General features: G+C 65.9%; 9 protein-coding genes. 5 read left to right on the forward strand and 4 right to left on the reverse strand.

The window, feature by feature from the left end:
- The first annotated feature begins 37 nt into the window (after positions 1-37).
- From DB30_RS33045 to DB30_RS33055, 3 genes are read left to right on the forward strand one after another with little or no spacing between them, the layout of a single operon-like run.
- The gene (locus DB30_RS33045) at positions 38-1,054 is read left to right on the forward strand and encodes an AraC family transcriptional regulator (protein WP_052556611.1); all 1,017 of its coding nucleotides are present in this window, start codon (positions 38-40) and stop codon (positions 1,052-1,054) included.
- Between the two features lie 34 nt (positions 1,055-1,088).
- Entirely contained in the window at positions 1,089-2,396 is a 1,308-nt protein-coding gene (locus tag DB30_RS33050; protein ID WP_240480389.1) for a serine/threonine protein kinase, read from the forward strand.
- Positions 2,397-2,402: 6 nt separating this feature from the next.
- Positions 2,403-3,653: a protein kinase domain-containing protein gene (locus DB30_RS33055; protein WP_052556615.1), complete on the forward strand. Its 1,251-nt coding sequence runs from the start codon at positions 2,403-2,405 to the stop codon at positions 3,651-3,653.
- Positions 3,654-3,720: 67 nt separating this feature from the next.
- Here DB30_RS33055 and DB30_RS33060 read toward each other — a convergent pair whose 3' ends face one another.
- A complete protein-coding gene (locus DB30_RS33060; RefSeq protein ID WP_052556617.1) occupies positions 3,721-5,184 on the reverse strand; it encodes a hypothetical protein in 1,464 nt (487 codons plus the stop codon).
- A 293-nt stretch (positions 5,185-5,477) separates the two neighbouring features.
- Here DB30_RS33060 and DB30_RS33065 point away from each other — a divergent pair, with 293 nt between their 5' ends.
- Positions 5,478-6,044: a peroxiredoxin-like family protein gene (locus tag DB30_RS33065; protein WP_052556619.1), complete on the forward strand. Its 567-nt coding sequence runs from the start codon at positions 5,478-5,480 to the stop codon at positions 6,042-6,044.
- 73 nt (positions 6,045-6,117) lie between these two features.
- A complete protein-coding gene (locus DB30_RS33070; RefSeq protein ID WP_052556621.1) occupies positions 6,118-6,900 on the forward strand; it encodes a GNAT family N-acetyltransferase in 783 nt (260 codons plus the stop codon).
- A gap of 312 nt (positions 6,901-7,212) precedes the next feature.
- Here the strand turns inward: DB30_RS33070 and DB30_RS33075 are convergent, their stop codons facing one another.
- The 3 genes from DB30_RS33075 to DB30_RS33085 all read right to left on the reverse strand — a co-directional run bounded on the left by DB30_RS33075 (position 7,213) and on the right by DB30_RS33085 (position 15,156).
- Positions 7,213-7,767, reverse strand: a complete 555-nt coding sequence (locus DB30_RS33075; protein WP_146661700.1) for a hypothetical protein — start codon at positions 7,765-7,767, stop codon at positions 7,213-7,215.
- Positions 7,768-8,005: 238 nt separating this feature from the next.
- Positions 8,006-8,452, reverse strand: a complete 447-nt coding sequence (locus tag DB30_RS33080; RefSeq protein ID WP_052556625.1) for a DUF4265 domain-containing protein — start codon at positions 8,450-8,452, stop codon at positions 8,006-8,008.
- A 2-nt stretch (positions 8,453-8,454) separates the two neighbouring features.
- Positions 8,455-15,156 carry an RHS repeat-associated core domain-containing protein gene (locus DB30_RS33085; protein WP_165704066.1) on the reverse strand — a complete coding sequence of 2,234 codons (6,702 nt, stop codon included), beginning with the start codon at positions 15,154-15,156 and terminating at the stop codon, positions 8,455-8,457.
- Positions 15,157-15,213: the final 57 nt, after the last annotated feature.

Genomic DNA, 15,213 nt, shown 5'->3' on the forward strand with positions numbered 1-15,213 from the left:
CTGGTTGCTGACCGCAATTTGGGTAAAGGTACGAGCGATGACTCCCCGGCTCGACCTTCGCGCTGCGTTCTACGGCGGCGCCGGGTTCACGCTCTACCACGCGTGGGGTCCCAACTCGGCGCTGCCACTGAGCCCTCACTTTCACGACGAGTACCTGATCTGCGCGCAGCTTCAGGGCGAAGAAGAGTGCCAGGTCAGCGGCAAGACCGAGCGCTTCTCCGCCGGCGACGTGGTGCTGATCAACCCGCAGCAGGTCCACACGGGCAACCAAACCGGCAACGCGGAGCTCGAGTACCTCAGCTTGTACGTGGATCGTCAGGTCGTCGAGCGGCTCGCCGCCGACCTCGGAGCGCCAACCGCCACCCCCGAGTTCACGGTGGTCAAGACCGGTCCGCAGGCGGAGCTGGTCGCGCGCCTCGTCGACTTGCTGGGCCTGGTCCGCGAGCACCACGGCAGCCGCCTCTACCCCCACCCGGCGACCCCGGCCGACCCCGAGATCGAGCTGCCGGCCGGGCCGGACCCAGCAGCTGCACCCGGGCCGGCCGAAGACCTGGCCGACGGGCCGGCCGAAGACCTGGCCGATCTGCACGGGCACCCAAGCGCGAGCGCGATGGCGCCGGATCTCTCGATCGACTCCGCGCTGCACGACGTCGTGCTGCTCGCGTTCGAGGAATTCTCCAACCTTCGTCAGCCGATGCTGCGCTCGACCAACCGCGTGGGTCACCGCAAGATCGCCCGCTCCGTCGAGTTCATCCGCAACCTCGAGACCACCGAGGGCGCGGCCAACGTCACGCTCGACGAGCTCGCCGAGGTCGCCGGGCTGTCAAAGTACCACTTCTTGCGGCAGTTCTCGCAGGTGGTCGGGATGACCCCGGGCGCGTACCTGCGCACGCTCCGGCTGTGCCACGCGGCCCGCAAGCTGCGGACCACCGAGCTGCCAATCTTGGAGGTCGCGCTGAGCGTGGGGTTCGCGGATCACCCCTCGTTCTCGCGGGCCTTCGCCCGGCACATGGGCATGACACCCAGCGAGTACCAAAAGCTGGGCCCCATTTAGAGCATTTAGAGCGCCCACCGGTCCGGCGCAGGGGGTGAGCCCGCTCGACGAGCGCCTGGGTTATCGTCAGGCCGGGTCCCGGGCCCACCCCCACAACATGAACGCGATCATCGAAGAGCTCGAGCTGCAACCGGGCGACCGCTACGGTGAGTTCGAGATCCTCAAAGTCCTCGGTCGCGGCGGCTTCGCCCGGGTGTTCGCGGCGCGCTCGCCAAATTTCCCGGAGCCGATCGCGCTCAAGCTCTCGCGTACGCCGATCACCGAAGAGGCCATGGCGATCCGGGCACTTCGCGAGATCAGGATCCTTCAAAACCTGCGCAACCCCTACGTCGTGCACATCCTCGACAACGGCATGGGCGAAGACGAGCGCTGGTTCATGGTCATGGAGCTGCTCGAGGGTCAGACCCTGCTCGAGCACTACGACTTCGCCAAGCCCATGGACCCCCCGCGGGCGCTGCGAATGATCTACGAGGCCTGCGTTGGGCTCGACGAGGCCCACGAGATGGGCATCGTGCACCGCGATCTCAAGCCCGAGAACATGTGGATCAGCGCGGGCACCCACACCTGCAAGGTGATCGACTTTGGCCTCGCGCGGGCCTGGGATCCCGGCTCGACCATGGGCACCGACGCGACCGTGGGGCACATGCTGATCGGCACCCCACACTACGCCCAGCCCGAGCAGGTGGCTTCCGGCGTGCTGGTCCCCGCCAGCGACATCTACAGCCTGGGCACCGTGCTCTACGAGCTATTGAGTGCCCACAGTCACCTGTTCGCCGACGAGCCCCTCGACCACGCCCGCGACCGGCTGCGCGATGATCCGCTGGGTTGGCTCTCCGCCCACGTCAAGCGCGAGCTGGTCCCGATCGACCACTACCCGATCGGCCAGGAGCTGCCCGAGCCGGTCCGCGACACGCTGCACTGGATGCTGGCCAAGCAGCCCGAGCACCGACCCGCGCGAGGAGGCGTCGCGGCCGAACACCTCGCGTGGATCCTGCACACGATCTACGCCACCCCGGTCGCCGCGTTGCTTCGCACCGCTCGCCCCGACGGGTCCAACCCCAGCCAGATCTTGATCCCCGGCGGGTACGAGGTTGGCAACACCAAGACCTGCGCGATCGCCATCCCCGCTGGCGGGCCGGGCCGCGTCCACGCCACGCTGCGCTGGCTCGGACCTGGGCACCAAGCCGTGCTATCTCCAACGCAGCCGCACGGGACCGTGTGGGTCAACGGCCACCTGCTCGAGCGCCCGGTGCTGTTGGTGCCCGGCACTTACTTCGACATCGCAGGCACGCGCATGGTGCTCGACTACCCCACGCCAAGCTCGCCACCCTCGTTCAACTGACTCTCCATGGCTCAAGTGATCATCGAAGAGCTCGAGCTGCGCGCCGGCGACTTCTACGACCAGTTCAAGATCCTCGCGGTGCTTGGCCGTGGCAGCTACGCGCGGGTGTTCGCCGCCCAGCACCCCAGCTACGGCGACCGGGTGATCGCGCTCAAGATCTCGCGGGTCCCGCTGAGCTCAGAGACCACCGCGATCCGGGCGCTGCGTGAGATCCGGGCGCTGCAGTCGCTGCACAACCCGCACGTGGTCCACATCCTCGATCACGGCATGGGCTCGGACGAGCGCTGGTACATGGTCATGGAGCTGCTCGAGGGCAGCACGCTGCTCGAGCTGCACGACTTTGACCAGCCGATGTTGCCCGAGCGGGCGCTCGCGCTGATCTACCAGGCCTGCGTTGGCCTCGACGAGGCCCACCGGCAGGGCATCGTGCATCGCGACGTCAAGCCAGAGAACCTGTGGATCTGTCGGCGTCCAGCCGGCGCGGCGCGGCGCACCGAGCAGCTCAAGGTCATCGACTTTGGCCTGGCGCGGGCGTGGGATCCCAGCGTGACCGTGGGCGAGCAAGCCACGGTTGGGCACATGCTGATCGGCACCCCGCACTACGCCCAGCCCGAGCAGGTCGAGTCGGGGATCCTGACCCCCGCCAGCGACGTCTACAGCTTGGGCGTGGTGTTGTACGAGCTGCTGACCGGGCGCGTGCCCTACTTCCCCGACGAGCCCTGGGCCAGCGTGGTGCTGCGCTTGTCGCAAAAGCCGATTCGGTGGTTGGGCGCCCACGTCAAGAAGGAGCTGGTGCCGATCAACGCCCATTCGCAAGGGCGCATGCTCAGCGATGACGCCCGCGCGGTCGTCCATGCGATGTTGGCCAAGGACCCCGAGCAGCGGCCTGCGACCGGCGGCGTCGCGGCCCGAATGCTGGCTGAGATCCTGCACAACGAGTACGAGCTGCCGGTCGCCGCGACCTTGGACCTCGAGCGCAGCGTAGAGATCATCGTGCCGGGTAGCCACACGATCGGCGAGCAGACTGGGACCATTGCGCTGACGGGGATCGGCGGCGGGGCGGCGGGGCGGATAGTCGCCAAGCTCGACTGGCTTGGCGACTGGCTGGGTCCGGGGGACCTGGCTGTGCTGACGCCGGTTGAAGCGGGGGTGTGTGGGGTCAATGGGCAGGTGATCACCGCGCCCACACAGCTGGAAGATGGCGCGCTGATCCAGCTTGGGGCGCTGTCCATGCGCCTGCACTACCCTCGGGTTTAGGCCTAAGGTTTAGGCCTAGGGTTTAGGCCTAAGGTTTAGGCCTAGGGTTTAGGCAAGCCTACCCAGCTCACTTGGCTGGTTTGGCCACCCAGACACCGGCTCGCTCGGGGTCCGAGTCAACGATCGCGTAGCTGGTGATCAAGCCCCCGTCGTCATCCTCGTGGAGGGCGAGCGAACGCTCGTGGACCCGCTCTGCGATGTAGCTGGCATCGAGAGTGTCGGGGTCGATGATCACGAGCTGACCGATGTCGTCATTGTTGACCGCGACCGGTGTGACGACGCGGCCGTCGCTGCCGATCTGGTACTCGCGCGTTGCGTACTCGGCCAACACCCGGGTCTGACCGGAGTATGTGGTCTGGATCAGCTCGCCCGTGTCCTTGCGCAAGATGTTGACGTGCTCGGCGTCGATCCGCAGGTCGGCCTTGGCGCCTTCGTGCAGCACCGTCGCCTCACCAGTTGATGAGTTGACCACCGTCAGCGTTGTCCCAAATTTGATCACCGCGTCGGTGTCGTTCGCTACAGTCATGAACGCCAACGGGTTATTGAATGCACCGAGTGCGTCGTAGGACTCTAGCGTTGACAGCTGAACACAGCGGCGGCCGTACCCGCTCGCTAAAGACCGCTGGTAGCAAAACACGTCGAGCGGCTCGAGCGTGAGGGCGCTCTGAACTTGGTACCGAAGCGCGGTCTCGTCGAGCAGGATGGACTCCCCGGACTCACGATCGAGCATGAAGACCGGCCCCTCGTGCCAGTCAGGATCATCGTTGGTGATCTCGGTGCTCTGCCAGAGCAGCCAGCGGCCGCTGGGCCCAACGTCGAACTCGCGCACATCCTGGGCGAGGGTCGTCACCGCCAGCGTGGCGAGATCGACGACGACCAGCTCGTCGGCCACGGTCAACGCAAACACCTCGTCGTTGTTGGCGTGGAACACCTCGAAGACATTTGGGGGTGGGCTGGCGTTTGGGGACACGTGGGTCTTGACTTCGTCAACCAGCACGACCAACTCTGCGACCTGTGTCAGCGGATCATTGGGCCACCGCTGCAGCGCGAGCGTGCCCACGTCGCCATCTCCGAGGATGCTCACCAGGCCATGATCGCTCGGTGACGCCCACAGACCGCTGGTCTGGAAGACGGGGTTGGGTGGGGCGACACCAGCGAGGTCGTGCGCGACGATGTGATCGTTGACGACGATGTAGGGGACTGCCGGCTGCTGCTCGTAGACCCACACCGTCGCGTCCGGCCCGTCGTATAGCTTGACGGGGTCCTCGCCGCAGCGACCCACGGACCAGACCTGTGTGGCGTAGTTGTGGGCGCTGGGTTGTGTGCGAAGCTGGACCAGGTAACGACCACCAACCACGCTGGTCTGGAACGAAACGTTGGCATGATCCAGCTCGAGCGGCAAGACCCGCACGGGCTCTTCAACCCCACACAGCTCCTCGAACGCAGCGGCGTCGGGGCCCGTGGTCTCGTCGCTACATGCCGCGCACAGGATGGATGCACCGAGGATGATGAACTCGATCTTTCTCTCCATACGAGAATCGTACACCCAAAGTATCGAAAGTGGGCAGATTAAATCTCTGCTCGACGACGCCGCAGTTGGGCAAAAAGGCCCGCTCAACGAAGGTCTGCCCCTGGGCTTACACGCCCTCGTTCGCGCTCGAGACCGGTAGCCAGGACCCGTGATCCACGATCCGCCGTCGTTGGGGTAGCCACCCCAACGACCGCGGCGCAGACCCCATGAGCGTCGCGGGTCGCGGCCTCGGTCTTGGGGCCCAGAACCGCCGAATATGCCAGTGTCGGCGCCCCGCGTGCTAGCGTGCGTGCGTGGCTGAGATCGACTGCAGGCCCGAGGTGCCCGGCGCGCTGTCCAACATCACGCTGGTCGACGCCGACGACAACACCTACACGCTCGGCGAGCTGTGGTCCGAGCGTCCGGTCGTGCTGATCCACCTGCGCCACTTCGGCTGCATCCTGTGCCGCCACTACGCCGGCGCGCTGCGGGATTTCTATGGCGACTTCGAGGCCACGGGCGCGCGACTGGTCGCGATTGGCACAGGGGGCCGCCAGTACGCCCGCGAGTTCGTGGCCGAGCGAAAAATCCCCTACCTGGTGCTGGTCGACAAGACCATGGCCAGCCACGAGGTCATCCGCGTCAAGCAAGGCCCGTGGTTTGGCGTCCTCCGACCCCGGGTCTTGTGGGCGGCGCTCAAAGCCCGGATCCACGGCGCACGCCAAGGCAAGACCGGCCCCAACCCGTTCAAGTTTGGGGCCACCCACGTGATTGGGCCTGGCGATGTGCTGCACTACGCGTGGGTCAACGACGACTATCACGACAACGCACCCGTCGACGCGCTGCTGGCCCTCGCCAAGCGCGTCACCGCGCCCGATTGAGAGCCCGCGACCGTTCATGACATGGCGCGCTCTGACGCGTCCAACGGTGTTATCGTGGTCCCCTGAGGGAACTATGACCACGGACAAATCGGATCTCGAGCAGGTCGAGCGGCGCCAGCAAGAGCAGATGCTCAAGCTGGTCACGAAGGGATTCTTCAACGAGCTGGTCAACTATGGCGTGCCCAAAGGCGACATCGTCACCATCGCCACGCACCTGCTTGGGCACGTGTCGAAGCAAGAGAGCCAACCCAGCACCCAGGACCACTTCTACAGCCGGATCTTCGACGTCAACCATATCAGCGATCGCTGGGCCGACGAGCAGATGTTGCAGGTCGACCGCAGCGTGGTGCTGCGCCCGCTCGACGACGCGCTGCTCGACCAGGTCAGCGAGTGGCTGGCCGAGCCCGGCGTGCGCTCGAGCTTCGTGACCCCCTACCCCGCGACGACGTCCGGCACCGCGCAGCTCGCCGCCCACTTCGCCAGCGCGGCGTGCCGCTACTTCTGCATCGAGTACGAGGGCGAGCCGGTCGGGATCATTGGCGCCGAGAACCTGGACGAGCACGCCCGGCGGCTCGAGATGCGCAAGTTGGTTGGCCACCGCGAGCTGCAGGGCATGGGGATCGGCAAGCGGGCAACCTTCGCGTTCTTGTATTATGCGTTCAAGATCTTGGCCTATGAGAAAGTCTATATTTATTCTACCGACGTGAACGTGCGAAACCTGAACCTCAACAGCCAATTTGGGTTTGCGCTGGAGGGGGTGTTCTTGCAGGAGCTGCAGGGCGCGGAGGAGCGCCTGGATATCCTGCGGATGGGCTTGATGCGCTCGCGCTGGGTCGAGATCTTCGAGAGCGGCTAGGATCTCGGGCGCAACGCGCAAGAACCACTCCCCCGCGGTGACCGCCTCCCTCGACCTGGCGACCGCGTGCAGCGGCAGCGGCGGGCGCATCAACGCCTCGCGGCGGACGTGATCGTCGACGACGACAACGACTGGCTGTGGGTCCACGACGGCGACTTCGTTGACGCAGACGAGTGAACGAGCCCATCGCCGTCAAAGCCGACGAGACGGTACGACGTGGGCTGGCCACCTGCGTGCGGTGAACGTATCGTTGACGCATCCATCGCCCGAACCGAGCGAATAGTCGGCGTTTAGCCTCTCAGGGGTGTAAGTCTAGTCAGACGGCTCGATCATGAACTTGCTGTTGGCTACGCCACGTTGGCGCAATTTCCCTCCGTCACGGTACCACTGAGCCGCGCCCTCCGAATAGCGGAGATCCCGGAACTCGCGCCCGGGACCGCGCTTGCCCACCGTTCCTAGCCACATCGGGCCTTGTAGATTCTTGCTGAACCGGCGACGAAGCTTCGCTAGTAGTTTGTGTCCGGCGAGGTTCTCATGGAGGACGCGTTCCTCGTCTCGCCAATCAGATTTCGAGGAGATCACCGACAGCAGCAACGTATCGCCGTCCACGATCTCGGGGCGATCACATGTCACCAGACCCCACCGATTTGGGTTTTCGGTCGGGTCGACGATAGGGAACTCGAGCGCACTATCGGCTATATAGAACTGCCAGAACGTCGCGGCCTCGACGTCGGCAAGCAAAGCCGCTTCGAACACGCCAGGATCATTCTCTAGCACGAATTGAAGATTTAGGTCATTCTTGGCCGCGCGGAGCCAAGAATATAGCTCATCCGGCAAGGCAAAAAACTGAGTGATTCGTGAAGACATGACGGCTCGGTGGACTGGAGGTTGTTCAATTGTACGGGGTGAATGTGGGCCGTGCACCGGTTTGCCCTTCGATATCGTCGCGCCTTGACTTAACGTGGGACAATCCTCCGTCAACGCCGCGCCATTTATCAGGATCCGCGACTGTTCGCTGGCGAGACGCGGACGGCCCAGAGCGAGGGAGGCCCGCTCGCTCATGCCCACCCCGAGGCCCTCATGCGTAAAAATGGCTGTAGCACCGTCAGACCGCAAGCTCCGCGAAACTCAGATGTTTCTTTTTACGATGATACATCAAGTATTTCCGTAAATCGCGGTAGTCACATGCCTCCGGGACGCTCACCGCGAGCATCTTCAGACTTCCGAATTCTCCATACTCGCAGTAGCATCCGCGAGCGCGTAGGTTCTGAAAAATCTCTTCACCCAAGTGGTCCGCCAAGAAGATGATCGAGATAGCTTTCTCCGACGACGGCTCCAGCACGTGGGAGAAGGCGAACCTGCCTTCACTGTCTGGGATCTGTTCGGCCACTACGCGATCACCAAGGGCCACCTCAGTGACAAAGAATGGCGTGTTATCGAGAATGAATGTTCCATCATCCAGACCGATGGCATTTAGACCTTCCGACCCAATTGGTGGGTAGCCGTCTTCGTCTGGCTCGAGATCAAAGATGATCTTGCTCTTTCGCGTCACGGTCATTCGATGCTAGCACTCTTCAGTCGGTTGCATTTTGCACAAATTGTTTCGATGTTGCGCATATCGTTCCGAGTCGCGCCATCTCCACCTTTTGACCTGGGGTGGATGTGATCTCCTTGCGCTTCCGCGGGGTTGACCTTGCTTCCCTTAACCCGTCTCGTCGGATCGGTCATCTCAGTACCACATTTTGGGCAAAGACCGTCACCAAGCTCGCGGGCTGCTTTCTTGGAGGCCCGAGTATGCCGCAACCCGGCTCGCTGGCCGTTGGCGGTACCTTTCCTGGTCTTCTTCTTCAGGGTCCCCGCGACCAGCGGCAGCGCCTCCTTCGCCTGTCGTCGCGCGAGGACCTCGATCCCGCCCTCGATCAGCGCCCCCACCGCCTCGGCGTCGCCACCGATCAAGAACAGCGTCATCTCGATCGAGATCACGACGTAAGTCGGCGGGTCCTGCATCACCTGCGACACCCGGTTGGCGGCCTCGGCGGACACGTTCAACCGGCGCCGCTCCTGCGACGGTCCTTCGCTGGGCAGCATGCTGTCGGTGAAGCCCTCGAGCGGGTGCGGCGTCGTCACGCCACCGCCGAGGGCCAACGACTTCATGCCGTCGAGCATGAAGCCCGCGATCATCCCGGAGACCGACGGCCCGCTCGGCGGAAGCGCATCGCCACGCGGCGGCTTGCCGCCCGCGCCCGGGCCCTGCTCGCCAGCCGCTTGGCTGGCCTTTGGCTCCGAGCCGCCGCCGTGCCGCATGTCGGTCGGTTTGGGTGGGCCTTGCGTGGTTGTGCCGCGGCCCTCCATCCCTTTCGCGCCTCGCTGCGGCGGGTCGGTGTTCGCAGAGTCGGCGGCGCCCCCCTCAGGCGGCGCGCCCGTCGGCTCAAACCCGCTCGGATCCGTGCGCGAGAGCGGCTGGTTGAGCACGTACGCGTAGCGGTTCCACCCCTGCGTGCTGTTCGGCGCGACCACCAGAGGATCCGCGCTCGCCATCCGCCCCAGCTGCGGGTCGTACATGCGCCCGCGCATGTTGAGCAGCCCGCCGTCTTCTTGGGCCTCGTGCCCGGTGTAGCCGAGGTTCACGGCGCCAAGCTGCGCGAACTCGTCGGGCAGGCTCCAGTCTTCGGCGTCGCGTCGCTTCCCCCATACATCGAAGGACATGCGCTGCTCGACCACGCCCATTTCGTCGCTGACGGTGTCGGTCGACCCAAGATGATCGACGTGCAGATAGTGGGTGGTCCGACTCGCGGTGATGCCGTCGTCGGTGTCGACGACGCTGGCGACGATCCGCTCGAGCCCAGGCACATAGTAGTGATGCTGGGTCTCGCCGGTGAGCTCGTCGCGGTGGCGCTGGTACAGCTCCGTCACGTAGATCGTCTCGCGCGCGTCGGCTTCGCTGTAGCGGTAGACCCGATCCTGATCCGCGTCGTACTCGAACGCGATCAGCCCCGCTGAACTGGTGAGCTCGGCCGGCTTGTCGAACGCGGTGTAGGCCAGCGTGGCCGGCCGCGAGCCGGTGCGCGCCAGCAAGTTCCCGTTGCCGTCCCACTCGTGCCCGCTGCCGTCCGCGACCGCGAGCCGGCCGTTGGCGTCATATTCGTACTCGCCCCGGTCCGTGGCGAACACCAAGTTGCCCAGGCTGTCATACGCGAAGTGGCGCTCGTGGGTCTGCTGCGCGTGGGTCGTGTGCACGGACGCGACGCGGTGCAAGAAGTCGTACTCGAAGCTCTCGTGCTGTCCGTGGATCAGATCCTCGCGGCGCCCGAGCGTGCCGTCGGGGTTCCACTGATACGCCAGCGATTGCAAGGTCCCGCCCAGCTCGGAGCGGGTCTGGATCGTCTGCGTGAACTCCCGCAGCGGGTCGTAGCTGCGCTCGGTGATCGTGCCATTCCCAAACCGCTCCGCCGTCACGCGGTCGAGGCCGTCGACCTCGTCCACCCGCCACAGCAGCTCGTCGGTCGGCCCACTTCGGACCTCGCGCAGCTGCCCGCTCGCCGTGTAGCTGTTGCGCACCCAAAACGGCGGCAGCAGCTCGGCCTGCGGGTAGTGAATCTCGGCGAGGCGATCGAACCCGTCGTACTCGAACTCGAGCTCGAAGCTCTCGCCCGCGATGACCTTGGTCAGCGCCTGAACCCGCCCAAACGGATCGTACTCGAACGACTGCTCGTGGCCATCGGCGCTCATGCTGGCGTTGAGCTGGCCGATGAACTTCTGATCGAAGCTCCAGATCGTCAGCCCGTCGGTGTCGCTGCGGGTGACCACGCGGCCAAGCGGGTCGCGCTGCAGTACGACCTCGTCGTCGTTGCCGTCGACGAACAGCTCGAGCTCACCGTGCCCGTTGTAGAAGTAGTTGCGCAGGCCCTCGCTGGGATCGTGGCTGGTGATCAGGCGGCCCAGATCATCGTGGGCGAAGCTCTTGATCGTGGGCGGCGCCTCGCCCTCGTCGACGCCCAGCGCGGCTCGCCCCACGCAGTCCGGCCGGACCAGCGTCGGTTGCTCCCAGGCGCCATAGTCGAAGCACACAAGCTCTTCGTCCGGGCTCCCGAGCGCGCGGGTGCTCTGGACCACGCGCCCCCCCAGATCCCGGCGGGTGACCGAGATCATCCCGCCCAGATCATCGTGGACCCGCTCGAGGCCGTCATGAACCCACGACTCGGACGTGTCGTCGGGCAGCCAGTGGCGAACCAGTCGATCAGCGAAGTCGTACTCGTAGCGATCCACGCCGTCCGGTTGCAGCCCGTAGATCGTCGGCAAGCTCACCCGCGTCACGCGACCCAGCCGGTCGTAGCGAGTGGTGACATCCCGCGCGACCCCGTCGTGCCCAGGACCGCGGGTCAGGACCACGCGGCCAAGCCGATCATACTGGGCGATGTCGTAGCCGTGGCCGGCGGTGTCTTGACGGATCTCCAGCACCGCAGCGCTGAAGTTTGGGCCCAGCATCTCGTAGCTGAAGGTCGTCTCGTCACCACGCGGGATCACCCCGGCAAAGCTGCGCAATCCCGTCACGTGGCCAAGGCCGTCGTAGTCGGCGACCTTGCGCAACCCGTTGGGATCCGTCGCCTCGATCGCCACGCCCAAGCCGGGATCCCACCGCAGCGTCGAGCTGTGCCCGAGCGCGTTCGACCCCTGGATCGGGAACACGCCCTCGTCGTCGTAGCTGACCGCGCTGCCGCGCTGCTCGCCGTCAGCGTCGGTCGCGGTCTGGGTGATCAGGTTGCCGTGCGCGTCGTAGCCGAGGCTGGTGTGCAAGAACAGCTCGGGCCGCGCAGGCTCGAGCGTGTGGGTCTTCAGCGCGCCAGTGTCCGAGTCGTAGCTGGCGATCCACTCGCGCTTGCGCGGGGTCTGGCCGAGCTCGAGGAAGTGGGTGCGCTCGTAGATCGGCAGGCCGAGCAACCAACTGTCCGCGTCGTTGAGATAGCCGAGCTCGCGTCGATAGTTCAGCGTCGCGTCTCCCGTGTCGATCGCTGTCGACAACACGGTTGGGTTTCCGTAGTCGTCGAGCTCGAACACGGTGTCGACGACGTCGCGCGTGCGCGCGTCAGCGTGGAAGTCGTCCGGCTCGCAGAACGTGTCGGCGCAGGCGTCGAGCTCGTAGCTGCGCGAGACCTGCTGCGAGACGTAGGGGTAGTATCCAGGCGCGGTCTCGAGGTAGTCGAACACGCGGTGGATGTGCGTGACGACGTGCTTGCCAGACTCGACGTCGCGGTGGTCCTCGGTGATCGTCGCGGGGATGCCCGTGTACGGAAAGTCCAGCAGCTCGGGCGCGTGGGTGTGGCCATAGCCAACCCGCCGCCGGTAGATCGGCTGGCCCTGCTCGTCGAGCTCGATCGTCTCGTGCGACGCGAAGCCGAGCGGACGTCGGCCCTCACGATCGCCGCGCGACATCCCGTAGCGGTGCTCGAACTGGCGCGGCACCAGCTGGCCGCCAGCGTCGAGCCAGTGGGCGTCCACGACGATCCGTGGATCCCGCTCGCAGCGGCGCGGGTAGGCGCAGCTGTCGAGATCCAGCGCATACAGCCGCGCGGGCGCGTCGTAGTCGGTGAGCGAGCGGTAGCTGACCTCGACCGTCGCGCCCAAGCCGTTTTGGATCCGCACGAGCTTGTCGGGCACCTCGCCCACACGCTCGCGCAGCATCCAACGAAGCGACGTGAACACGCCAACGTCGTGGAGCCCGTCGCCGCTCAGATCAAACGCGGTGCTGGCTCGCGGGTTGGTGTAGATGTCGTCGACCATCAGGTCGAGCGAGACCGGCATCTCGTCGAAGCTGCCGTCGCCGTTGCTGATCCAGACCGTCCAGGCCCAGTCGTCTGCGTTGGGATCATCGACGGGCGTGAGGTAGTCGAGCACGCCGTCGCCGTCGTAGTCGAGCACACCCGAGGCCAAGTAGCGCGCGAATGATCGGTTGCCCTCGACCTCCGACTGCATCAACCACCCGCCGTCGATAAAGCCAGCGCCAGTGTTGATCCAGATCCGCACGCCGCCCCACTCGGGCAGCGGGGGATCATCGACCACGATCGTGTTGTAGATGACCTCGAGTTGGTCGGGCCCGTCGCCGGCGCTCAGCTCATAGCGCAGGACGTCATGCAGGCCGTCGCCGTTGAGATCCAAGATCCGATCGGCGCCGTAGCCTTGGTTTGATCGAGGAAAGTCGTCCGCGGTGTCGGAGTTGTTGTAGTGGCCCGCGAGGCTCGCCCGCCAGCGCTGGGCCAGATCCGGCGGGAGCCCGGTGGGCGTGAGCGCGCCGGCCCAGTCATTGTTGGGATCGAGGGTGATCGCCGAATAGTCAGACCACTGCTTCGAGGGGATCCGGCTGTGCGTGTCCGCGTCCCAGGTCGGGATCACGAGCAGCGAGGCCAGGCCGTCGCCGTCGTGGTCGAGGTGCAGCAGCTTGTCGTAGCTCGAGCAGACCAGGCCGGTGTCGAACACGGCGTTGGCGTTGAACCCCACGCCCGGGACGTTGGGTGCAAACATCCAGCGCCCGGTGCCGACTTCGGGCTCCTCGAGCTCCGCCTCGCCCGCGCAAAACAGTAGATCACCCAGGCCGTCGCCAGTCTGATCCGCGCCTGTGAACAGCCAGATCAACCCAGCGCCTGGGTCGAACTCGAATTGATCGACGCCGCCCTCCGGCAGGCTGCGGGCGACATAGAAGCTGCGCCCCGTCGGGGGGAGGCCGGGGAGCGGCACATTGTCACCGAGCGCGTAGACGTCGTCGCGGCCGTCGCCGTCGTAGTCGGCCGCGAACATCGGCGGCACGGTCCGCCCGCTGGTGGCGTGGGAGCCGAGCGCCAGCATGCCGCTGCGCTCGCTCTCGTAGACCAGGTAGTGCCCCGCCGCCGCGCACTGCTCGAAGTTGTCCCGCGTGGATCCGCAGTACTGATAGTCCTCGCCGTGGGCGCCCGGCTGCGAGGTCCACGTCTCCCAACCACGATGGGCTGGCAGGTTTGCGCTGCCGTCCCCAGCCGAGAGGAACATGTCCGTGCGTCCGTCGCCGTTCGCGTCGAGCAGGGTCATGAGCTCCGCGAAGGGATCGAGCACGTACTGCTCTTCGTTGGGGAACAGCATGAACGGAAAGAAGGCCCGCTCGGCGAAGTTGACCTCGCCGGGCGTCTTCTCGAAGCCGTGCTCGCCGGGTTCCCACTCGAAGGTGGTCGCGGGCTTGCAGACCTGCTTGGCGTCGCACTGCTGAACCGCGTGGAGCAAGCTGCGCTCGGTGATGCTCGGGCTCGCGTAGTCGAGCTCGTAGCGGTGCACGAGCCCGTTGGGCGCGAATGTGGAGACCCTCGCAAGCCGAGAAGACTGCCGCTGCGGTGCGCCGAGGCTGTACCCGTGCCATGGATCCGGCCGCGGCTCCCAGTCCAGCCGGACGTGCCGGGTGCTGGTGTGCAGCTGCGCGTGCGCGCCGTAGCTAATCGTGGAGATGTAGTGCTCGACGTCCGCCTCGCCGAGCAGCTGCCCCTGCGCGTCGGTCACGGCCGCGGTCTCGTAGATGTAGCGGTAGTCGACGAAATTGCCGAAGCGATCGCGGACCTGGGACAGCGCCCACGTCCTCGCGCCGAGGTGGGTCGACACGGTCGCGTCGCGGCGGCATCCGTAGGTTGCGATCGTGCCGTCGCGCCGACGCAGCTCGAGCCCAAACCCACCATGGCAGGTGTTCGAGCCGTTCTCGTCGAGTTGGGCGACCACGCGCACGCGGGAGAAGTCGTCGCGCTTGGGCCGGTAGGTCGCGCCAAGCTCGAACGGCGCGCCGTCGATCAGCGTCAGGCGCTGACCGTCGAGGCACAGGCCGTCTTCGTTGGTCATGCGCACGGGCGTGACCTCGCCGTCTTCGGCGAGCGTGTGTCCGCAGCGTGTGATCACCGAGCTGCCGCCAAGGCTCCACCCAACCCCGAGCGGGCCGTCTCCGCGCTGGCTGTCGTAGTCGAGCGAGAGCGTCGGCTCGAGGCCGCGGGCGGCTGGCGGTAGTTGGATCGGGATCGAGTAGCGAGCGGCCCCGTGATCATCGACGACGAACGAACCCGGCAAGGTGCCGACCGGGGATGACGCGCTTCTGTGCGGCTCGGGGTCACCACCGTTGGGGCCCGCGAACAGGGAGGCGTGCAGCAGCGAGCCGCTCAGCGGTGTCGCGCGGGCCTGGGGTGCCACGCACAACCACGCCGCGAGAACCAGCAACACGAGCACGGTCGAGCGAGGCGCAGGTTTGCGTGGGCGCACGGTGGGATCCATGCCAGCTCGGGCGCGTCGCTGTCACGCGCAGTTGGTTCTGGACCG

This window comes from Enhygromyxa salina (genome assembly GCF_000737335.2).
GTDB lineage: Bacteria > Myxococcota_A > Polyangia > Nannocystales > Nannocystaceae > Plesiocystis > Plesiocystis salina_C.

What these genes read in the sequence shown, in the direction of transcription:
- DB30_RS33060 (WP_052556617.1), bottom strand. Translation starts at nt 5,184, where the DNA reads ATGGAGAGAAAGATCGAGTTCATCATCCTCGGTGCATCCATCCTGTGC.
- DB30_RS33070 (WP_052556621.1), top strand. Translation starts at nt 6,118, where the DNA reads ATGACCACGGACAAATCGGATCTCGAGCAGGTCGAGCGGCGCCAGCAA.
- DB30_RS33055 (WP_052556615.1), top strand. Translation starts at nt 2,403, where the DNA reads ATGGCTCAAGTGATCATCGAAGAGCTCGAGCTGCGCGCCGGCGACTTC.
- DB30_RS33045 (WP_052556611.1), top strand. Translation starts at nt 38, where the DNA reads ATGACTCCCCGGCTCGACCTTCGCGCTGCGTTCTACGGCGGCGCCGGG.
- DB30_RS33075 (WP_146661700.1), bottom strand. Translation starts at nt 7,767, where the DNA reads ATGTCTTCACGAATCACTCAGTTTTTTGCCTTGCCGGATGAGCTATAT.